20 protein-coding genes are annotated in these 21935 nt (G+C 54.2%); 16 read left to right on the top strand and 4 right to left on the bottom strand.

What is annotated here, in order from left to right; genetic code table 11:
* Nucleotides 1–155 precede the first annotated feature (155 nt).
* Complete coding sequence (locus HCR03_RS03970) at nt 156–2528, top strand: ATP-dependent helicase (RefSeq protein ID WP_187036730.1); 2373 nt, start codon at nt 156–158, stop codon at nt 2526–2528.
* A 58-nt stretch (nt 2529–2586) separates the two neighbouring features.
* On the opposite strand, the gene HCR03_RS03965 is transcribed toward HCR03_RS03970, so the two are convergent.
* Entirely contained in the window at nt 2587–3282 is a 696-nt protein-coding gene (locus HCR03_RS03965; protein ID WP_228725092.1) for a hypothetical protein, read from the bottom strand.
* Between the two features lie 68 nt (nt 3283–3350).
* Nucleotides 3351–4847 carry a recombinase family protein gene (locus tag HCR03_RS03960; RefSeq protein WP_187036728.1) on the bottom strand — a complete coding sequence of 499 codons (1497 nt, stop codon included), beginning with the start codon at nt 4845–4847 and terminating at the stop codon, nt 3351–3353.
* A gap of 136 nt (nt 4848–4983) precedes the next feature.
* Between HCR03_RS03960 and HCR03_RS03955 the strand changes: the two genes are divergently transcribed.
* The gene (locus HCR03_RS03955) at nt 4984–5220 is read left to right on the top strand and encodes a hypothetical protein (protein ID WP_187036726.1); all 237 of its coding nucleotides are present in this window, start codon (nt 4984–4986) and stop codon (nt 5218–5220) included.
* 113 nt (nt 5221–5333) lie between these two features.
* Entirely contained in the window at nt 5334–6443 is a 1110-nt protein-coding gene (locus HCR03_RS03950; RefSeq protein WP_187036724.1) for a LacI family DNA-binding transcriptional regulator, read from the top strand.
* A 68-nt stretch (nt 6444–6511) separates the two neighbouring features.
* On the opposite strand, the gene HCR03_RS03945 is transcribed toward HCR03_RS03950, so the two are convergent.
* Nucleotides 6512–6652, bottom strand: a complete 141-nt coding sequence (locus HCR03_RS03945) for a hypothetical protein (RefSeq protein WP_187036722.1) — start codon at nt 6650–6652, stop codon at nt 6512–6514.
* 112 nt (nt 6653–6764) lie between these two features.
* The gene (locus tag HCR03_RS03940; protein WP_156990736.1) at nt 6765–6986 is read right to left on the bottom strand and encodes a YdeI/OmpD-associated family protein; all 222 of its coding nucleotides are present in this window, start codon (nt 6984–6986) and stop codon (nt 6765–6767) included.
* Nucleotides 6987–7164: 178 nt separating this feature from the next.
* On the opposite strand from HCR03_RS03940, the gene thyX reads away from it, so the two are divergent.
* From thyX to HCR03_RS03875, 13 genes are all read left to right on the top strand, one after another.
* On the top strand, nt 7165–7938 hold the full coding sequence (gene thyX / locus HCR03_RS03935; RefSeq protein WP_156990737.1) for an FAD-dependent thymidylate synthase: 774 nt from the start codon (nt 7165–7167) through the stop codon (nt 7936–7938).
* A complete protein-coding gene (locus HCR03_RS03930; RefSeq protein ID WP_066644698.1) occupies nt 7935–8612 on the top strand; it encodes a dTMP kinase in 678 nt (225 codons plus the stop codon). The genes thyX and HCR03_RS03930 overlap by 4 nt, the downstream gene beginning before the upstream one ends.
* On the top strand, nt 8599–9513 hold the full coding sequence (locus HCR03_RS03925) for a DUF2156 domain-containing protein (protein ID WP_187036720.1): 915 nt from the start codon (nt 8599–8601) through the stop codon (nt 9511–9513). Before HCR03_RS03930 ends, HCR03_RS03925 begins: the two co-directional genes overlap by 14 nt.
* Nucleotides 9510–10388 carry a GNAT family N-acetyltransferase gene (locus tag HCR03_RS03920; RefSeq protein ID WP_187036718.1) on the top strand — a complete coding sequence of 293 codons (879 nt, stop codon included), beginning with the start codon at nt 9510–9512 and terminating at the stop codon, nt 10386–10388. The genes HCR03_RS03925 and HCR03_RS03920 overlap by 4 nt, the downstream gene beginning before the upstream one ends.
* A 25-nt stretch (nt 10389–10413) precedes the next feature.
* Nucleotides 10414–10953: a DJ-1 family glyoxalase III gene (locus tag HCR03_RS03915; protein WP_066644702.1), complete on the top strand. Its 540-nt coding sequence runs from the start codon at nt 10414–10416 to the stop codon at nt 10951–10953.
* Nucleotides 10950–11540: a 5-formyltetrahydrofolate cyclo-ligase gene (locus HCR03_RS03910; RefSeq protein WP_228725091.1), complete on the top strand. Its 591-nt coding sequence runs from the start codon at nt 10950–10952 to the stop codon at nt 11538–11540. The genes HCR03_RS03915 and HCR03_RS03910 overlap by 4 nt, the downstream gene beginning before the upstream one ends.
* A 20-nt stretch (nt 11541–11560) precedes the next feature.
* Nucleotides 11561–12859, top strand: a complete 1299-nt coding sequence (mltG, locus tag HCR03_RS03905) for an endolytic transglycosylase MltG (protein WP_066644706.1) — start codon at nt 11561–11563, stop codon at nt 12857–12859.
* Entirely contained in the window at nt 12856–14091 is a 1236-nt protein-coding gene (locus HCR03_RS03900; protein WP_228725090.1) for a peptidase U32 family protein, read from the top strand. Before mltG ends, HCR03_RS03900 begins: the two co-directional genes overlap by 4 nt.
* A gap of 46 nt (nt 14092–14137) precedes the next feature.
* Nucleotides 14138–15736, top strand: a complete 1599-nt coding sequence (locus HCR03_RS03895; protein ID WP_187036716.1) for a peptidoglycan D,D-transpeptidase FtsI family protein — start codon at nt 14138–14140, stop codon at nt 15734–15736.
* 347 nt (nt 15737–16083) lie between these two features.
* Complete coding sequence (alaS, locus tag HCR03_RS03890) at nt 16084–18723, top strand: alanine--tRNA ligase (protein ID WP_187036714.1); 2640 nt, start codon at nt 16084–16086, stop codon at nt 18721–18723.
* A gap of 44 nt (nt 18724–18767) precedes the next feature.
* Complete coding sequence (locus tag HCR03_RS03885; protein ID WP_066644715.1) at nt 18768–19106, top strand: histidine triad nucleotide-binding protein; 339 nt, start codon at nt 18768–18770, stop codon at nt 19104–19106.
* Nucleotides 19107–19149: 43 nt separating this feature from the next.
* Nucleotides 19150–19692: a phosphoribosyltransferase family protein gene (locus HCR03_RS03880; RefSeq protein WP_066644717.1), complete on the top strand. Its 543-nt coding sequence runs from the start codon at nt 19150–19152 to the stop codon at nt 19690–19692.
* Nucleotides 19693–19715: 23 nt separating this feature from the next.
* Nucleotides 19716–21935 (top strand): ComEC/Rec2 family competence protein, encoded by a 2220-nt coding sequence (locus HCR03_RS03875; RefSeq protein WP_187036712.1) that lies wholly within the window; start codon nt 19716–19718, stop codon nt 21933–21935.

The following is a 21935-nucleotide window of genomic DNA, read 5'->3' as shown; positions in this document are numbered from 1 at the left end:
AGCAATTTTATTTCGCCCGCGCGTCCGGATGACGTGCGGGTGATTTTTGTATTGTGACTGTTCCGAAGGGGGGCTTGTTTGCACTTTTCCGCGGAATACGATACAATAAAGAATACGGGCTGCAGACCCGATTTTGATTTCTGGCGGTGGAGTACATGTCTGAAAATATGGAACTGAGGAAAAAGGTTCTTGAGAAAGAGTTTTCCCGAATGAATGCAAAACAGCGGGAGGCGGTTTTTACCGTTAACGGACCGCTTTTAATTCTGGCCGGCGCCGGAAGCGGAAAAACAACGGTTCTGGTCAACCGTATCGCAAATCTGGTTCGTTACGGAAATGCTTATCAATCCTTACAGGAGCCTTCTTTGACCCCGGACGAGACAGGGGAGGTCACGCGCTTTTTGGAAAGCGGTCAACAGCTATCTCCGCAAACGCGCGACCGGCTTGCGGACGACCCCTGCCCTCCCTGGAGGATCTTGGCCATCACCTTTACCAACAAGGCTGCGGAAGAGCTGAAAAACAGGCTTGGCGCCATGTTGGGCGAAGTCGGCGACGAGGTCTGGGCGTCAACCTTCCATTCCTCCTGTGCCCGCATGCTGCGCAAGGACGGAGAACGCCTCGGTTTTACGAGGCATTTTACCATCTACGATACCGACGATTCCCGCAGAGTTATTAAGGATTGCCAGAAGAAACTGGGAATTGACGACAAGAAACTTTCTTATAAAGCGATTCTTGCGGAAATCTCCCGCGCGAAGGACAGTCTCATCGGACCGGATGAATATATCAGGGACGCGGGGGGCGACGAACGGGTTGAAAAGATTGGTGCCGCTTACCGCCTTTATCAGGCGGCGCTGAAAAATTCGGACGCCATGGATTTTGACGATCTGATTGTGCACACCATCCGGATGTTCCAACAGAACCCGGACGTTCTTGATTATTATCAGAACCGGTTCCGTTATTTTTTGGTTGACGAATATCAGGATACCAGCCACGCACAGTATGTGTTTATCAAGATGCTGGCTCAGAAAAGCGGCAATCTCTGCGTGGTGGGCGACGACGATCAGAGTATTTACAAATTCCGAGGAGCGACGGTTGAAAATATCCTGAGCTTTGAAAAGACGTTTCCGAACGCCAAAGTGATCCGGCTGGAACAGAATTACCGTTCCACCAAGACGATTCTGGCGGCGGCAAACGCGGTGATTGCGAACAACGAAAACCGGAAGGGGAAAACCCTGTGGACTGAAAATCAGGAAGGAAGAAAAATCCAGGCCAGAACGGCCTCCAGCGAACAGGACGAAGCTTCTTTCATCGCGGACAGAATTTTGGAAGGAGTGGCATCCGGCCGCAGATTTTCCGACTTTGCCGTTCTTTACCGCATGAACACGCAGTCAAACGCTTTGGAAAAGGTTTTTGCTAAGTCCGGAATCAAATATCGGATCATCGGCGGCCAGCGCTTTTATGACCGCCGTGAAATCAGGGATATGACGGCGTACCTGAATGTAATCAATAATCCGGACGATGAAGTGCGGCTTCAGCGGATCATCAACCGTCCGAAAAGGTCCATCGGGGACAAGACGATTGCGCAGGCGTCGGAGATTGCCGCCCAACTGGGCGAAAGTCTGTTTTCCGTCATCAGCCATGCGGATGAATTCGATCCGCTGAAACGGTCGGCTCCCAAACTTCTCGTTTTTTCCCAAATGATACAGGAACTGTCTGAGACGGCCTCGGACGGGAAAACAGGACTCGGGGAGCTGTATCAGCAGCTTCTGCAAAAGACAGGGTATCTGGACGCTTTGCTGGCTTCCGGTGAGGAGGATGCGCAGGACCGTGCGGACAATGTGCGTGAATTGTCGACCAACCTGATAAAGTATGAGGAGGATAACGGAGAAGAAGCGAGTCTTTCCGGATTTTTGGAAGAGGTTTCGCTTCTTACGGACATCGACAATTACGACGGCTCGTCCGACGCCGCCGTCCTGATGACCATGCACTCCGCGAAGGGATTGGAATTTCCGGTTGTTTTTCTTCCCGGCTTTGAAGAGGGAATTTTTCCGGGAATGCAGGTGCTTTATAATCCGGGAGAGGTCGAGGAGGAGCGCAGACTGGCTTATGTTGCGATCACGCGTGCAAAAGAAGAGCTGTACATACTGAACTCCGAATACAGAATGCTGTTCGGCAGCAGTTTGCACAATCTGCCTTCGCGGTTTTTGCGGGAAGTTCCGGAGGAACTGCTGGAGAAAAGCCGCTCGCGCGACTGGAAGAAACCGAAGCCGGGGGTTGTCCTTCCGACTTCGGCAAGGGAAGCAAGGGCGGTTACCACCGAGGCTGCCCGCAATTTTGGGCCCGCTTTCACTCCGGCCGCGGAAACGGAGCTTGTCTTTCGAACCGGGGACGGCGTTGTGCATAAAACCTTTGGAACCGGAGTGGTCCTGTCGGCTTCCTCCATGGGGAACGATACCCTGCTGGAGATTGCGTTCGACAAGGCGGGCACCAAAAAACTGATGGCGAACTTTGCCCGTCTGCAAAAAATATAATATCATTGCACGATTGAAAAACAAGCCCCGTCTGAAAAGAATCAGACGGGGCTTTTGGTTACCTTTTTTCGCAGCTCCCGCCGTTATCTCCGGGAATATCGCTGACCTTTGGCGGGAAAAAGTCTTCGGCTGGGAATTCAATGCGGCGGAACATTTCACGCGGACTGTCTGATGTAGGCTGGCATTCCTGTTCCGGGATGCAGAATTCGTAGGAAGGAATCAGCAGCGGGACGTCACGGACCAGCTGAACGATGGTGAAAAGACCGATCGTAGCGTAAATGGCGTGGCTGCATCCATAATCAAATTCCGCTCCGTACAGCTCGCTGATGCTGTCGGGAATGCCGCTGCAAATGTCGCAGCCCTGCGGCGGACGGTCGCAGATTTTCGCGGAAAGTCCGATCGGTTCGGATACCCGGCAGACGGCTTTCGGCAGAACTTTTCCTGTGGTTAATTCTACGTCCGGGTCGGCGCTGCAGCCGGAAACAAATGTTTTAACATTTCCGTCGCTGCCGAACAGAATTACTCGCTTGTTCGCAAGGCACACGCCGTGCAGCACGTTCGGGCAGGCAGATTGCGGCAGGAATACATCCAGACAGACATCAAAGAAGAAATTCATGTCTACGGCATAGAATCCCTGGTTGAACGGTACGGGCTCCAGATGCAGAAATACCTTGATGACTTCAGCGCTCCTGATTCTCACGCTGCAGGCGTGTTCAATCAATTCGTGCTTATCAGGGGTGAAAAAGACCCTCATGTCTTCCAGGTATTCCTTTGAACGGGAATGTTCAGGATATCTGCAGTATACTCTCAAGACGGTCAGCTTTACAAAATATCCTTCCAGTGAATCAGAATCTCAAACTGATTCGGCTTCCAGTCTTTTGCTTTGTAATATTCGATCCGATCAATCAGCGCCTTTAGAAGGCGGTTTTGTCCATCAGGAGGCAAATCGCGGTAAAGCTCGTAAATTGTTGCCGGGGGCTTCAGGTCTTTCTTTTTCTGTTCGCTCACATTGACTTTTTTACAGATTTCCAGCTTCGCTCGTTCCAACTCATTCAGGCGCCGGTTCAAGATTTCCGCGCGTTCCCGGTATTTTGAAGGCGGGTATATTCCCTGCTCCACAAGGTCGCTCAGCCGGTCCAGCTGCCGCCGGGTGACGGCCAGCCGCTTTTCAATAGAATTCCGGTCCCGGAGCAGCTGGGACTGCCCTGTCTGGTTTGGGACCGGCTCGGCTTTCAAGCGGAAACCCGAATAAAGCGCCCTCAGCTGTGACAGCACCGCGGCCTCGACCAGCGCAAGGGCGGAGGACCGCACACAATTTCTGGTCGGACAGATCAGCTGGGCGGATTCCTTTTCCCTGCCGGGGCGTCTTTGCATGGTTTTGCCGCAGATTCTGCATTTGACCAGACCCGCAAGCGGATTTTCCATGCTGCCTGCGCCGTAGGGGGGATGCCCGCGCCCGGAAAGGATTTGCTGCGCGCGGTCAAAAGTATCGGAATCAATAATCGCCGGGTGCTTACCGTTTACCACCTTCCAATGCGACCTTGGATTGCTGACGACCCGTCCTTTCGGATTTTGCCGACTGCCCTTTTCCGTAATCCGAGTCTGATTCCAAGCGGTTTTTCCGGTGTAAACAGGATTCCGCAGAATTTTGCGGATACTCGTCCGGCTGAACCGCTCCGAACGCCGGGGCTTTGCGCCAAGCGTGCTGACCGTGTCCGCAATGCTCTGGCAGCCCATGCCCTCCTGAACATAAAGACGGAAGATCATTTTTACAAACTCCGCTTCCTCCTGCTGGATGGAAAGCGTCGGACGGCGTCCGTCCATTTTTTTCCGGTAGCCGTAGGGTGCGTTCGCAAGGTAATTTCCGTCATGAAGTGACTTCATAACACCGTCCTGCAGACGATGAACAATATTTCTTAGTTCGTATTTTGCTATGATCGATTCAAAATCCGAGATTTCCTCGTCTGTCTCATCGTTCAGGTCAATGGTTTTCCTCATCGTGACAATCAGCGTGTGATGGCGTTTCAATGTGGAATGAACATAACCGACGTCTTCAAAATTGCCGCGGCTCAGCCGGTCGATATCCTTGCACAGAACCGCGTCGTACACTCCGCTTTTTATATCTTCCAGGAGCTTTAAAATCTGTGGCCTTGCCGCAAGGCTTTCTCCGGACACGACCTCTTCATAAATTCCGCCCACCGCCCAGTTTTTCTGTGCCGCATAATCCAGCAGAATCTCCTTTTGGCGCTGCAGGGTTTCCTCCTCCGTATCCTTTGGATGGTCCGGCCTGGATTTCCGGACGTAAATCGCGACTGTCATAAATTCCCTCCCGTTCCAGTATAAAGGTATCGGCGGAGCTCGTGTTTTATGAATCCGCCGTGCGAAATTCGTGTCAGGTTTCCGGCAGCTTGCCGGAGAAAGGCTTTTTGCGGAACCAAAGAGAGGGGGGGGGGAGATGGGTCAGGCCACATTTTCACGGGAAGCCGTATCCGGTCTTGACAGCAATCCATGGGAGGGAGTTTCTGTGGATTTTGTTATGGATAAAGGATTTCAGAACGGAGAATCGCCGCGGTCGGGAGCGGTTTTGGAAGATAAAAATAAGCAGGATCGGCTTCGGGAGATCCTGGCTGATCTGGTCGGCACGATCGCGGGAGACCCTGTACAAATTACATGGATCAAAGATGAAAAATAGGAATGATACCGGATTGATTCTATATTTTCGGTGGTGTCGTTTTATGGCATTGACCTTTTGAAAAAAAGCGATATAATGATGTTTATCGATTTCGTGAATCGGAGCAAAAATTCATGCGGTTATATCTGGATAACGGGGATATGAACCGCAAATGGGAGAAAGACATGGGCGTTTTTAAAGAGAGCAATGTGACGATTGGTCAGGTGGCGGCTGCCGCCGGAGTCTCCAAAACAACAATTTCCCGATATCTGAATGGTAAGTTTGATTATATGTCCAAAGAAACAAGAAAGCGAATTCAGAGTGTCATTGAACAAATGAATTATCACCCAAGCAATATTGCGCGCAGCCTGAAATCCCGGAACAGCAGGGCAATCGGCTGTGTCATCGCGGATATCAGCAGCCCGTTTTCCTCCATATTACTAAAGGGAATCAACGATATCTGCAATGCGAGCGGATATCAGGTTCTGTTTTCCAATATTGACAACCAGCCGGACAAAGAACTGAAATCGGTTCAGGAGCTGCTGAACAACCGGGTGGACGGTTTGATTATCAACACGACGGGCCAGAACGACGATGTACTGACCGAGTTGAGCGGCCGCGGGATTCCGATCGTTCTGGCGGACCGCTGCATCGCTGAAAAGAATGTTCTGGATACCGTTACGACGGAGAATTATCATGTCACCTATTCCTGCATTCGTCACCTGTATGAAGAGGGCTTTCAAAAAGTGGCGTTTTTTACACAGGGCAATCGAAGAATCAGCCCCCGCGTCATTCGCTATGAAGCGTACCTGAATGCGATGAAAGAAATTTTTCAGTTGGACGGCAGCCGGACTTTTTACCGATTGAAAGAAAATGATGCGGAGGACTGCGCTTCTCAGCTCACCCGCTTTACGGAGCAGTTCCCAGAGGAGAGGCTCGCCGTTTTCTGCGTAAACGGCGTCACCATGCTGAATGTGCTTCACGCAATGCAGCGGCATGGTTTTTTGATTACGGAACGCTTTGGAATCTGCGGATTCGACGACTGGGGATGGGCTTCTCTGATCCCGCCCGGAATCACGACCATTACCCAGGATTCCTATGCCGTCGGCGTACAGGCGGCGAAGATTATGCTGAAAAGGATTCACCAAAAGAAAAAGGCCGCTCCGGTTTACATTGAGCTGCCCAATCAGCTTTGCATCCGCGGTTCAACGGACCCGCGGGCGGCAAAAAAATTTATGCTCTAAAACAACTTGGAGCAGCGCCGGATTTTTGTTCCGGGCGCTGCTCCGTGAATTTCCGGTAGATAACCCGCTCATTGCTGTGAACTGCAGGAATCATACACCCGGGCCGCGTCGATGCAAACGGCTTCTTTTATATTTCCCGTGCCTTGTCTGTTCGTATTATTCTGCGCGTTCTGTGTTGCTACAACAGCTTCCGTACTGTTTTTATCCATAAAATCATCCTCCTAACACATATTGGAACCTTGTATCTCTATAACATTTTATGGTGGCAATTTCATTGTGTTACAGGAATTCTTTTGCGGATAATTGTTTTTGCAACAGCCTTTAACCGATAAATCCCGTATTGCCCTGATCCAGATTTTGAACGGCGTTTTGAATTCTGCTTTTGGCTTCCTCTCCGGTGGTGGAATCTTCCACATAACGGATGACGGACTTCTGGCGTTCATCGTCCAGCCTGCCGAACGTTTTCATCGCGTTCTGATGCTGGGCTAAAGACATCATCAGGCCGATCGGCATATCGGTCGCATCCGGATTTTTCTTTCCCATAAACAAACCTCCCGTTTGATTTTTGATTATTGTACGTCGATCGGGGCAGATCAATACGGCTTAAAAACAGCTAAAATCTGTCAGTTCCATCCCCCGGTCCATTCAAAAAAGTTGCATCGGGAATGATATTTTGTTATAATAAGCCGAATTGAATCTCAATGATTAAGAGTTGATTAAAATGGCAAAAGTTACATTAATCACATATACCCCTAATCCGGATCAAGTGGTGGCGCAGGCCGCCAGGCTCTGCTATTCTCCCGATTCCATCGAGGAAATTTCGGAGAACATGTCGCCCGAACAATCCGCCCGCATGGTGGACATGCTCGCGGGAATGGGGCATGACAGCCCCACGGAGCATGCGTCTTTCACATTCGGAATCGAAGGGGTTTCCCGCTCTTTTCTTGCACAGATTACCCGTCACAGGATCGCCTCCTACAGCGTGAGAAGTCAGCGCTATGTCAGCGAGGGGAATTTTGAATTTGTCATTCCTCCGGAAATCGACGCGATTCCGGAAGCGAGGCGGGAATTTCTCGAAGCGATGGAAGACGATCGCAGACGGTACGAAAAAATATCGGGACTGTTGATGCAAAAGCAGAAGCAGCGTCTTCTGGCGGCGGGAAAAACGGAAAAACAGGCGGAGTCCGCGGCACACAAGCTGGCGAATGAAGACGCCCGCTTCGTTTTGCCGAACGCCTGCGAAACAAAGATGATCTGCACGTTTGATGCGCGCTCCCTGAAAAATTTCTTCGCGCTGCGCTGCTGCAACCGCGCGCAGTGGGAAATCAGAGACGTGGCCGTGCAGATGCTCCGTCTTGCGCAAAAAGCGGCGCCGGCGCTTTTTCGTACGGCCGGCCCTTCGTGCGTGCGCGGTGCCTGCACCGAGGGGAAAATGACGTGCGGCAGAGCGCAGGAAATGCGGGAGTTCTTCTCTCACCTGGCGGATCCTCAATGAGCGGCCGCCTGATTACGATCGACGGGCTGGACGGAAGCGGAAAGGCAACCCAGACGGATTTGCTCTGCAGAGAACTGGAACGCCGGGGAGTCAGGTACCGCCGGGTGTCGTTCCCGGATTATTCCGCACAGTCCTCCGCGCCCGTCAGAATGTATTTAAACGGGGAGTTCGGGGATCAGCCGGGGGATGTAAACGCTTATGCCGCTTCTACTTTTTTTGCGGTCGACCGTTTTGCCAGTTTTGCCCGCTGCTGGAAGAAGGATTACCTGAACGGGAGCCTGATTGTGGCGGACCGCTACACGACTTCCAATATGATTTATCAGCTTGCGAAGCTTCCGAAAGAAGAATGGGACGGGTTCCTGGACTGGATACAGGATCTTGAATATGAAAAACTGGCTTTACCCAGGCCCGATCTTACCGTTTATCTGGAACTCCCTACGGAGATTTCCCAAAAGCTTTTGGATCACCGGTATGAGGGCGGCAAGGGCAGAAAAGATATCCATGAACGCAATCTTGAGTTTCTTTCCGCCTGCAGGGAAAGCGCGGCCTACGCCGCCCGGCGCTTTTCCTGGAAAACTGTTTTCTGCGAAGAGGGAAAAGAGCTTAGGAAACGGGAAGAAATACACGAAGAAATTTTAAAACTTATCTTGGAGGAACTTCATGTTGGAATTTAACTTTCCTGAGTTGTCGGACAGAGACTGGCTTGCACCGAAACTGTCCGCAAGCGGGAAGCTGGGCAGCGAATGGGCCTTCGGCACGCTGTTTATCTGGAAAAACACTTATTATTCCAAGGTGTGCCGTCTGGGGGAGAGCACGCTGTTTTGCTTCAGCGGCCCATTGCACACTTATAATATGCCGCTGTGCGAAAAAAGCCGTCTGCCGGAAATGATGGAACTGATGATGGCCGACGCGGCCGAAAAGAGGATTCCTTTTCAGCTCTGGGGGGCGACGAAGGAGCAGACCGAGGAACTGGAACAGCTTTTTCCCGGCAGGTTCCGCTTTGTTCTGGACCGGAACAGCTCCGATTATATTTACAGGTCGGAGGATCTGATTGCTCTGTCCGGACGGAAATTTCACGGAAAGCGCAATCATATTTCCCAGTTTGAACGAAAATACGACTGGAGCTATGAGGACCTCACCCGCGAGAATCTGGAGGACTGCCGTTTGGTCGCAAAGCAATGGTGCAAAGATCACGGCGGTTGCAAGGACAAGGACGGGTTTGCCAGCGAGCCCTGTGCGATAGACCGCGCGCTGAATCACTTTGACGAGCTTCACCTTGCCGGCGGAATGATCCGCGTGGAAGGAAAACCCGTCGCTTTCACCGTCGGAGAAGAAATCAATCCGAAAGCTTATCTTCTTCATTTTGAGAAGGCGCTGGACGGTTACGACGGGCTGTATGCCGTCATCAACCATGAATATGCCGCAAAACACCTGGAAGGTTACGAACTCATTAACCGGGAAGAGGACATGGGCATTGAAGGACTGCGCAAAGCGAAGCTGTCTTATCACCCGGCTCTTCTGCTGGAACGGTACCGGGTAGCCCTTGCGGACAAAAACGGAGATGCTGAAAAGTGATCGGACTGGCCGGATGGGAGATGCGGGGAGAGCTTGCCGAACTTTGGCAGGCCTGTTTTCATGAGCCTAAACGCTTTCCGGACTATTTTCTGAATAATTACTTCCGTCCGAAGGACTGCCTGGTGTACCGGGTGTCCGGAAGAATTGCCGCCGCGGTTTATCTGCTTCCCGCAGAGATCGTACGGGAAAACGGGACCGCGCAGGCCCATTATATTTTTGCGGCCGGAACACAGCCGCGCTTTCGCTCCCGAGGATATATGGCGTCTCTTCTGGCTTATGCCGCCATTTACGGCGCCAGGCGGGGGGACAGGTATTCTGCGGTTCTTCCGGCCGACCAGCCGCTTTATTCATATTATGAACGAAACGGATATTTTGACTATTATAAAATCCGCTCCGTCGCTGTTTCACGCAGCCGCTTGGAACAGCTGGCGCCGGTCCTTCCCTCCGGCAGAATTCTTGCTCCGTCCTCGGAGCTGAACAGCCTTCGGGGTTCGGTCCTATCCCGGTATGGGGGATCCGTGCTGTGGAGCAACGAGCGGTTCCATTTTACGGTTGGATTTGGTTCGGCCTATGGGGACGGCCTGGTTTGCTCCGGGCCCGGCGGAAACCGGTCCTATGCAATCTGCAGAAGAGTCAATGAGAAATTATGCTCCGTCCGCGAGGCAATGACGGCGCCCAAGGGCTTGCCGGGCCTTGCGGCGGCAATCTTAAAACGGTATCCGGCTGAAACCTACGAGTTTCGTCTGCCCGCGGGAGAAGGGCTGTTCCCCGGGGAGGGAACGGAAGAACGGTGCGGAATGCTTCGCCCAATCGGAGGTACCCCGGCGGAAAAGCCCGGAGTTCCGGCCCCGTACCTGGGGCTTGCGCTGGATTGAGTAGCTTTGATAAGGAGGAGATTTTATGGTTTATTTATTTCTGGCACAGGGATTTGAAGAAGTTGAAGCGATCACCCCGCTGGATCTGCTGCGCAGAGCCGGCGCGGAAGTCAAAACGGTAGGGATCGGGGGGCGACGTGTGACGGGCTCTCATGGCGTTGAAGTGACCGCGGACCTGGAAGAAGGGCAGATTGATCTCCAGAGTGTGGAAATGGTGATCCTTCCGGGAGGAATGCCCGGAACGAAAAATCTTGAGGATTCGCCGATTGTGCGGGCGAGTATCGGATATTGCGCGCAGAACGGAAAAAAGATCGCCGCGATCTGCGCCGCCCCTTCGATTCTGGGACATATGGATTTGCTTTCCGGACATGCGGCGGTCTGTTTTCCCGGGTATGAAAAAGACCTGACGGGCGCCGAAGTGAAATCCGATCCGGTCTGCGTCAGCGGCAACGTCATTACGGCGCGCGGCGCCGGTGTTGCGCTGCCCTTCGGCCTGAAGCTTGTGGAGGAATTGTTCGGCGCGCAAAAGTCGGAAGAAATCAGAGAAAAGGTTCAGTGTGTGTGAAAAACATTAAAGAAATCAAGAAGAATCTTCGCGCACAGTTCCGGCAGTACAGGGAACGGATGAATCCGGAAAAAAAGTCGAAGTACGACGCCGCGATTCTTGACCGGTTCCTCTCTCTCAGGGAATATGAAAGCGCGCGGACTGTTTTCACCTATGTCAGCAAACCGATTGAGGTGGATACAACCGAATTAATCCGGTCCGTGCTTGCACTCGAACGCGAGGTGGCGGTTCCGCTCTGCCTGCCGGAAACGTGCGGAATGCAATTTTATAAAATAAGTTCTTTGGAAGAATTGATCATCGGTACCTATGGGGTTCTGGAACCCGACCCGGAGAGAAACGCGCCGGTTCAAGGCAGCGAAAACAGTATCTGCATTGTACCAGGACTCAGTTTTGATTCACAGGGATATCGTCTGGGTTACGGCAAAGGTTATTACGATCGGTTTCTTTCCGACTTTAAGGGATTAACCGTCGGTCTGTGTTATACCGGATGCCTGAAATGGAATCTTCCGCACGGGTATTACGACAAACCGGTGGATATCTTGATCACTGAAAAATATATCCGCAGAATATCGGCCAAAAAAGCCTGATTGGGGAACGGAGGACGGGTATGAACGATGATGAGCGGCGGGCTGAACGCGCGCACAGGGAAAGAGTTGACAATTTCAGCCTGCAGATTCATAAGGATCCGGAGGAACTGCCCGGGCAGGAAATTTACAGCCGCGGCTCCGACGCCGTGCCTGATTCCGATTCCGTAATCAGCAGTTTCAGCGAGGGCCGGGAAAACGGGAGGGAAAGCGCTGTGGCTGAACAAAGGACAATGGAACTCCACCGGCTGCGCAATCGGGAAAAGGGAAGAAAAAACAAGCGCTTTTTCCGGCTCGTCTGGTTTGTGATGGTGCTGTTTGTTTCTCTTTTGCTAGCGCGCTATCTGGTGGTCGGCGTGAATGATATGCTGGCGGTTGGCAGGGACAGCCTTAACGTAACGGTTGATATTCCCCAGAAGGCAACCGACAAGCAGGTGGCGCAGATCCTGTATCAGGACGGAGTAATCCGCGACAAAAATTTCTTTCTGCTGTATGCAAAACTGACCAAAGCCCCGAAACAGTTCGGCGGCGGCAGCTTTCAGGTAAGCACAAATATGGATTATGAAGCTCTGATCAATTCCATCCAGTCCAATGCGAACCGGGTGGATACCGTAAAGCTGACATTCCGGGAGGGCATGAATGCTCCGGAGATTGCCGCGCTGCTGCAAAGCAACGGGGTGTGCTCCGCAAAGGATGCTGAAACGGTTTTCAACAGCGGGAGCCAGAATAAAAATTACGATATGCTGCAACAGATCACAAACGCCTCCGAACGCTATTATCAGCTGGAGGGTTATCTGTTCCCGGATACGTATGAATTTTATAAAAACGAGGATCCCGATCAGGCGGTCGCAAAGCTTGTCGCTAACTGCAACCGAAAGCTGACAAAACAAATCAGGCAGAAAGCCGAAGACAGCGGCATGACACTGGACCAGATGCTGGCGCTTGCCTCCATGATACAGGCGGAAGCCGCCGACAAAAACGATATGTATCAGGTATCCAGCGTGTTTCACAACCGTCTGAGCAGTAAAAAGCCCGAGTTGCTGCATCTGGATTCCGACCCGACGACCTATTACCCTTACCGCAAGCTGTCTCTGGTTCCCGAAAATATCCGCGACACCTACAAGAGCCGTTACGATACCTATACCGTCGAAGGCCTTCCGCCGGGACCGATCTGCAATCCCGGGATGGATGCGATCGACGCGGCGCTGAATCCGGCTTCCACGAACTATTATTATTTCTGCCACGACGCAAACGGAAAAGCCTACTATGCTAAAACAGCCAGCGGGCATCAGGCGAACCTGAAGAAAGCCGGTTTGAGATGACGACTCGGGAAATGCCAAGGCCGGAACTCCTCGCCCCCGCAGGAGACCGGGAACGTCTGGAAGCGGCGGTGCTGTTCGGCGCGGACGCGGTTTATCTTGCCGGCAGGGAATTCGGGATGCGGACCGCCTCCCCGAATTTCGGCGGGGAGGAGCTTGTTTCGGCGGTTCGGTTTGCACACAAAGCGGGTGTGAAAGTTTACCTGACGTGCAACACCATCGCACACAATGAGGAACTGAAAAGGCTGCCGGACTTTTTCAGGCAGGCCGCCGGCGCGGGAGCGGACGCGCTGATCGTGGCGGATCTCGGCGTGCTCCGGCTGGCGCAGCAATATGCTCCGGGCGTTCCGGTTCACATTTCCACGCAGGCCGGGGTCGTCAACAGTGAGGCGGCGCGCGCGTTTTATGAGCTTGGCGCGCGCCGGGTCGTTTTGGCACGCGAGCTGAGTCTGGATGAAATCGCGGAAATCCGCGCAAACGTCCCTCAGGACCTGGAACTGGAGGCTTTTGTACACGGTTCCATGTGCGTTTCTTTTTCCGGGCGGTGCCTGCTTTCCAGCTATCTGACCGGACGGGACGCAAACCGCGGCGACTGCGCGCAGCCCTGCCGATGGAAATACGCGCTCACGGAAGAAAAGCGGCCGGGGCAGTATTTTCCCATTTCAGAAGATGAAAACGGTACTTATATTCTCAATTCCAGGGATATGAATCTGATCGAACATATTCCGGAGCTGGCCGCAGCGGGAATCAGCTCGCTTAAGATTGAAGGACGGGCAAAATCCGCTTATTACGCGGCGGTCGTCACGAACGCCTACCGACATGCAATCGATTATTCTCTTCAGAATCCGGAACTGGAACTGCCCGTATGGGTTCCGCAGGAGCTGGAAAAAGTGAGCCACCGCGCTTACAGCACCGGTTTTTATTTCGGCGGCGAACCCGGTCAGGTTTTGGAAAACGGAGGTTATGTGCGCAGCTATGAGGTTATCGCGGTCTGCACGGGGCGGGCCGGGTCCCGCACCGTTCTGTCCCAGCGGAATCGCTTTTTTCGCGGCGATGTGGCGGACGTGCTGGAGCCGGGCGGCGGGGAACCGTACCTTCTTAGGCTGGACGGCATTTTCGACGACTCGGGCGAACCGATTCAAACCGCGAACCACGCCGCGATGACCGTTTTGCTGGAAACGGACCGCGAGATTCCGGTCGGTTCGATTTTACGAAGAAAAATGAAGCATGATTAAAAATCCCACCCGTTGGCAAAGATAGCCTTTACGGGGGGATTTTTTCATGAGTAAACGAGCCGCCACTTTTTTCTGTGTGTTTATGCTGGGGATGTTTCTGACCATTTTGATGGTATACCGGATTTCCAACGGAACGGAGCTTGCCCAGACGGCGGAGAAGCAATCCAGCTATAAACTGACGGTTGCCTCAACGAGAGGAACCGTCTATGACTGTAACCTTTCCGCTTTAACAGGCGCCGAAAAGGAATATGTCGCCGCCGTTGTGCCGGGCATTGAAACGACCGCCGCGCTCAGCCGGGTTCTGCCCGCCGAACGAATGGAAAGCCTTTATGAAACGCTGAGCGAGGGCCGCCCGTTTACGCTGAAACTCCCCTCAAAAGTCGAACAGGATGGAATCGATGTTTTTGCCATTCAGAACCGGTACCCGGATTCCGGAATGGCCGTTCATATTCTGGGGTATCTGGACGGGTCCGGAAAAGGTGCTGCGGGAATCGAAAAAGCCTATGATTCCCTGCTTGGCGGGAATCAGGGCAGAATCACCGTAACGTACAAGGTCGACGCGCTTAACCACGTTCTGGCCGGAGAGAAGAAACAGATCAGCGACACGTCCGACTTTGGAAAAAGCGGCGTGGTTCTGACGCTTGACAAATACATTCAAACAGTCGCCGAGCAGGCCGCCGACCGGTACCTGACCAAGGGAGCGATCGTGATCCTGGAAGTGCCGTCGGGAAAAATCCGCGCGATGGTCAGCCGCCCTTCCTATAATCAAAACGATGTTGCATCCGTTCTCAAGGCAAAAAACTCACCGCTTTTAAACCGCGCGGTTTCGTCGTACAGCGTCGGTTCCGTGTTTAAGCTGGCGGCCGCGGCGGCGGCGCTGGAGTATGGAATATCACCGGACTACACCTATACCTGCACCGGCGGGATCGACGTGGACGGCGGAATTTTTCACTGCTATAATTCGGAAAGCCACGGAAAACAGAACATGAAACAGGCAGTTGCGAATTCCTGCAATACGTATTTTGTAAATCTGATGCGGCAGGTCCCTCAGGAAAATTTCCTGAACATGGTCCGCTCCCTGGGGTTCGGCCAGTCGTTTGAGCTTGCGCCGGGCCTTTCTTCCGACGCCGGGGCGCTTCCGACCCTGAAAAGCCTGGGTGTGCCCCGGGCTCTTGCCAATTTTTCGTTCGGGCAGGGGGAACTCACGGCCACACCGCTGCAGGTTGCCGCCATGACAAATACGATTGCTTCAGACGGCGTGTTCGTCCGCCCTACTCTGTACGAGGGAACGGTCAACGGACAGCTGGAATACACAGGCCGCGCACAGCTGCAGCAGGGAACCCGCGTAATTACCGAAAAGAACGCCGGGCTCCTGCGGGAATTCATGCAGGCATCCATTGAAGGAGGGACCAGCCGGGAGGGGAAACCGGACCGGGGCGGGGCCGGAGCAAAAACGGCGACGGCTCAGACCGGAAAGTATGTCGACGGAACGGAGCTGGTGGAATCCTGGTTTACAGGCTTTTTTCCATATGACGAACCCAGGTACGTTGTCACTATTTTTGAGGAAGGCGGGGACGGCGGCGGCCGGACCTGCGGCCCGGCTTTCAAGGAAATCGCGGACGAGCTGTATCAGGTGATCGGCTGAACGGAAAAACGGGTGAGACTGATTGACAAGCTCAGTAAAACGGATTATAATCAAAAAGTATTTAAAGGATAGGTTACAGGCGACGAAGGGCAGAAAACGCGAATCGGTCCGAATCAGAGAGGGGATCCACGGCTGAAAGATTCCCGCGGAAACGGTTGTGTTCAGCCGGCCCGGAGCCCCGCGGCGAAGAGCGGCGGCGTATCCCCGCGTTAAGGGATGAACGAGAGGCGTCCGCTGTTGGGCGCAATTTGGGTGGTACCACGGATTTTTCCGTCCCATAGGGGACGGGGAAGTCTATTTTTTTGTGATTCGGCCGATTTTAATACGGATTGGAGATTCTGAAGGAAATGAAATGGACGGGACTGAACGAGCTGAGGGAGATCTATCTCTCCTACTTTGAGTCAAAAGGGCATCTGCGCCTTCCCAGCTTTCCGCTGATTCCAAAGGACGACAACAGCCTTTTACTGATCAACTCCGGTATGGCGCCGATGAAGAAGTACTTCACCGGCGAGGTGACGCCTCCGCGCAAGCGAGTGACGACCTGTCAGAAGTGCATCCGCACCGGCGATATTGAAAATGTCGGCATTACGGCTCGCCATGGAACATTTTTTGAAATGCTGGGGAATTTCTCATTCGGCGACTATTTTAAGCACGAGGCGATTCCGTGGGCGTGGGAATTCTGCACGAAGGTGCTGGAGCTGCCGGTCGACAAGCTTTGGGTGACGATTTATCTGGACGACGACGAGGCGCACGACATCTGGGTGAACGAAGTGGGGATCGACCCGAAGCACATCGTCCGGCTCGGCAAGGAGGACAATTTCTGGGAGCACGGTTCCGGTCCGTGCGGCCCCTGCTCCGAAATTTATTTCGACCGCGGCGAGCAGTACAGCTGCGGCAAGCCGACCTGCGGCGTCGGCTGCGACTGCGACCGCTATGTTGAATTCTGGAACGTCGTGTTTTCTCAGTTCGACAGCGACGGCAAGGGGAATTATCCGCCGATGGAGCATCCGAACATCGACACCGGCATGGGGCTGGATAGACTTGCCTGCATCATGCAGGGGGTGGACAACCTGTTCCTGGTCGACACGGTTCAGAACATTATGAAGCACATTTCTAAAATTACCGGGGTAGACTACGGTGACAGCCCGAAGTCGGACATTTCGCTGCGCGTGATTACCGACCATGTCCGCAGCACCGTATTCATGATCGGGGACGGCGTCATGCCGTCGAACGAAGGGCGCGGCTATGTCCTTCGCCGGTTGCTTCGCCGGGCCGCGCGCCACGGTCGTCTGCTCGGTGTTCACGATACGTTCCTTTGGCGGGTGGCGGATACCGTCATCACGGAAAACCGAGGCGCTTACCCGGAACTGGCGGAAAAGCGCGACATGATCGTAAAGTTAATGCGGGTCGAGGAAGAGAGCTTCTCCAAAACCGTCGATCAGGGTCTTTCCCTGGTGAACGGGTATCTTGACGACACGGTCAAGGCCGGCGGCAAGGTTTTTTCCGGCGCGGAGGCATTTCTGCTCAGCGATACCTACGGCTTTCCAATCGACCTGACCAAGGAAATCGCGGCGGAGCGCGGCCTGTCCGTGGATGAAGAAGAATTTGCCCGCCTGATGAAAGAACAGAAGGAGCGCGCCCGCGCGGCGCGCAAAAATGCAGGCGCGGACGCCTGGGCCGGGGAGAACGACCAGCTTGAAGGAATTCCGGAAACCGATTTCGTCGGTTATGGAACCATGAAAACCGAAGGCCGGGTGCTCGCGATTCTGAAGGACGGCTTGCGCTGTGAAAGCGCGACGGCCGGAGATGAGGTTACCGTGGTGCTGGATCGGACCGCGTTTTACGCCGAAAGCGGCGGCCAGGTGGGCGACACCGGCATTATGGAATCCGACGGAGCAGTTCTGGCTGTGACCGGAACCACAAAAAATCATGCGAAAAATTATTTGCATCATGCAGCCGTCAAAGCAGGGGAGCTTCGCGCGGGCGACGCGGTGAAAGCCGAGGTAGACGCGTCGCGAAGGCTTGCGATTATGCGCAACCATACGTCGGCGCATTTGCTGCAGGCGGCCCTGCGAAGCGTTCTCGGCACGCATGTGGAGCAGGCGGGCCAGCTGGTCGACGAGCACCGCGTGCGGTTTGACTTTACGCACTTTTCCGCTTTGACCGGCGAGGAACTGAAAAAGGTGGAAAACCTGGTGAATGCCGAAATCCTGAGCGGCCTTTCGGTGGAATGCCGTGAAATGCCGATTGAGGAAGCGAAAAAGCTTGGCGCCATGGCTTTGTTCGGGGAAAAATACGGCAGCGTTGTGCGCGTTGTTTCGGCAGGGGATTTTTCCAGCGAGTTCTGCGGCGGTACCCACACGGATAATACCGCGAAGATCGGCTTGTTCAAAATTGTGTCGGAAAGCAGCGTCGCGGCGGGCGTTCGCCGCGTCGAGGCTGTAACGGGCAATAATGTTCTTGCCTATCTGGATGAGCTTGCAGGGGAACTTCAGCAGGCGGCATCGGTGCTTAAAGTGAACAATCCTGCCGAGCTCGCGCAGAGAGCGGAGCAGATTTCGGCGGAGCTGAAAGAAAAGGACCGCGAGCTGGAGTCTCTGAACGGCAGGCTGGCGTCTATGCGCATGGAGAGCCTGTTCGCCGGGGCCAAACAGGTCGGCGGAGTCCGCCTGATCGCGGCAAAACTGGGCGAGGCGGATGCGGAAGTCCTCCGCATGATGTGTGACCGCGTCAAAGAGCATGCGCCGGATCTGGTCGCCGTGTTGGCGGGAGTTCAGGACGGCAAGGCTAATATCGCGGTCGCCTGCGCGCAGGAAGCTTTGAAAAAAGGCGCCCACGCCGGCAAGATCGTGAAAGAAGTCGCCGCACTGGCCGGGGGCGGCGGCGGCGGACGCCCGGACAGCGCGATGGCGGGGACAAAGCATCCGGAAAAACTGGACGAGGCGATTTCCGCTGCGGAAAAAATTGTTGCCAATATGGTAAAATAAGTTTATAATAAATGTTCGGAGTCTGATGCAAAGGAGGATTTGCCTTGGATTGTGTATTTTGCAAAATCGCCGCGGGAGAAATCCCTTGTAAAAAGGTTTATGAGGACGACCGGATTTTGGCGTTTTGTGATCTGGAGCCTCAGGCGCCGGTTCACATTCTTCTGATTCCAAAGGAGCACATCGCTTCCGCCGCCGAAATTACGCCGGAAAACAGCGCGGTTGTTGCCCATATCTACGAAGTCGCGGCTCAGCTTGCAAAGGAAAACAAGCTGGAGGGCGGGTTTCGCATTGTCTGCAACGCGGGCGCGGACGGCGGTCAGTCGGTGCCGCATCTGCATTTTCATCTGCTGGGCGGCCGCTCGATGAAATGGCCTCCGGGCTGACGGTGTCCGGCGTTATTCTTAACGGAAAGGTCGATCTTTTGTCATGAGTGAAAAATACTATCATATGACCATTGCGGGCTGCGAACGCGACCTGCCGATTTGCCCGATCGACGAACATCTTGACATAGCGGGCTTTATTATGCTGGGCGATGTGGAAATCACGGAAAAGACCGCCGCGGCGCTGCTTGAAAAGTGCCCGGAGCACGATGTCGTAGTGACCGCGGAGACCAAAGGAATTCCGCTTTGCTATGAAATGGCCCGTCAGGGCTGCGGCAGATATGTCGTTGCCCGCAAGAGCGTAAAAGCATACATGAGAAATCCGGTTTCGGTTGAAGTGAAATCCATTACCACCGACCATGTACAAAAACTCTTTCTCTCGGAGGAAGATGAAAAGATGATGCGCGGCAAGCGCGTCCTGATTGTAGACGACGTAATCAGCACGGGGGAGTCTCTGGCCGCGATGGAAAAGCTTGTAAAGATCTACGGCGGCGAAATTGTCGGCCGGGCCTGTGTGCTCGCGGAAGGCGACGCAAAGGACCGTACGGACATCGTTTTTCTTGAGCCGCTGCCGCTGTTCTTCAAATAGGCAGCCTTTTTGGGGGAGATTATATGAGACGGCCGCTGGTGTTGGTGGGATTTTCTTATCTGCTGACGCTGGCGGCCGCGGTTTATCTGGGCGCTGAAAATTCATATCTTTTGTTCTGGTGCTGTCTGGCACTGTTTGCGGCGACGGCTGCAATGAAAAAAACGCGCACTGTACCGGTGTTCCCGGCGGCATTTTTCACGGCGGCGGTAGCGTTTGCCCTTTTTGCGGGATATTCCCGCGCGGTAGTGGAGCCGCCGCGTTCCCTTGACGGCGCGGATGCGACGGTGGAGGGTGCCGTCTGCGAACTGCCGTATTCCCAGAACGGGCGATGGTATTATGTGGTCAGTCTTGACTCGGTCTCCGTTTCCGGCGCGCCGCAGCGGTTTAAAATCCGCCTGTCTTCCCAGAATGAGTTGAATGTCGAACCCTATTCTCGAATCCGCTGCCGCGTCCATTTTTTCCGCCCGCAGGGAGGAGAGGGGTACAGCTCCGAATCCTATTACGAGTCGCGGGGAATCCGGATGTTTGCCTACCTTTATGAGTACGAGCCGGTGACTGTTTCGCCGCCGGAATCAAAACCGCCGTATTATTACGCGCTTTTGCTGCGCCGGGGGATGATTTCATCGGTGGATTCCATGCTTCCGGCAGAAGAGTCCGGCCTGATCCGGGGAATGCTGCTGGGGGACAAAACCGCGCTTCCTGCCGAGACAACAGAGAATTTTCGCACTGCAGGGGTTTCGCATCTTCTTTCCGTATCCGGTCTGCATATGGCGACCGTCGCGCAGCTTCTGCTTTTGCTGTTCGGCGTTCTTCGCATCCGGAAAAAGAAATCCGCGCCGATTGCAGGCGCCGGGATTTTTTGCTTTATGGCGGTCACGGGCTTTGTGCCGTCTGTTGTTCGCAGCGGGATCATGTGCCTGCTCTGCCTCGCCGCCCCGCTTGCTTCACGGCGGGCAGACCCGCTGAATTCGCTCGGAACGGCGGCGCTGCTTCTGTGCCTGCCGAATCCGTACGCGGCGGCGGACGTGGGTCTTCTGCTGTCCTTTTCCGCCACGCTTGGGCTGATTTTATTCGCCGGACCGATTCAACGCCGTCTGAACGCGCGCCTGGATCGATTTCGTCCGTTCAGGCCGATCGTACGGGGAGTGAATGGAATCCTTGGCACCTCGTTTGCCGCGATTGCGGCAACGCTGCCGGTGATGCTGCTGTCTTTCAAAAGCGTTTCCCTGATTGCGCCGCTTTCGAATCTGCTGATGCTGGTACCGGCATCCCTGATGATCGCGGTGTCGGCTGTCGGCGCGGTGATCGGGCTTTTTGCGCCGCAGTCGTTTCTTTTATTGCCGTTTGCGCTTGTCAGCGGGATCCTTGCAAAATATCTGCTCGCCTGCGCGCATTTTCTGGCGGGGATTCCATGCGCGAGCGTATCGGCCGCTTATGGCTATCTTACCCTTTGGCTGGCGGGCTCCGTTTTGCTGTTCGCGTTTGCATTGTACCGCGGACGAAAACTGGCCGTGACGGCAGGATTTCTCTCGGCGGTTCTCCTTCTCACGGGAATCGCGAGTGATAAGGCCGTATCGCAGGGCAGAACGCGGATTGCAGTGCTGGACGTCGGAACGGGCCTGTCCGTTGCCGTAAGCAAAAACGGGCATACGGAGCTTTTTGGGTGCGGAGGGTACAATTCAAACGCCGTGACGGGGTATCTAAGGGGAAGAAACATCGGCGCGCTCGACGGCTTGTGTCTTTTGACACAGAACAGGGACGAAGCCGTTAATTCGGCTGAATTGCACCGGCAATTCTCCATCGATGATTTTTCCGCGCCGGCGGGAAGCCGTTATGACGGATTTGCATTGGAAACAGCCGCCGGGTGCAAATCGGTTTCCTGGCAGGAAAATCCTCTGTCAGACCGGATGTGGAGGAATGTGGAAATCCAGGAGGCCGGCTGCGGAGCAAGCCGGGCCGTCCGGATCAGGGTTCAAAATCTGTACCTGCTGCTTTTGCCGGTCGGGGCGGAGGTATCTCTGCTGCCGCAGAGCTGGTGCAGCCCGGATTTTTTAATTACGGACATGCCGCCTGCCGAAACCTCCGGATTGCGCCCGACGTGTACGGTCCTTTCCATGGATCTGCAGGATCTCTGTAAACTTTCACCCCAAGGCGGGAAGCATACACTTTGGACGGGCGGGTTTGGCACGATTGTACTTGAATCGAAGGAGGACCGGACACTGACGGTCGGAAGGGAGCCATAG

The organism is Caproicibacter fermentans (assembly GCF_014303955.1).
GTDB classification, from domain to species: domain Bacteria; phylum Bacillota; class Clostridia; order Oscillospirales; family Acutalibacteraceae; genus Caproicibacter; species Caproicibacter fermentans.
Note: the sequence above shows the minus strand (reverse complement) of the source record. Positions and strands in the feature narration are given on the sequence as shown.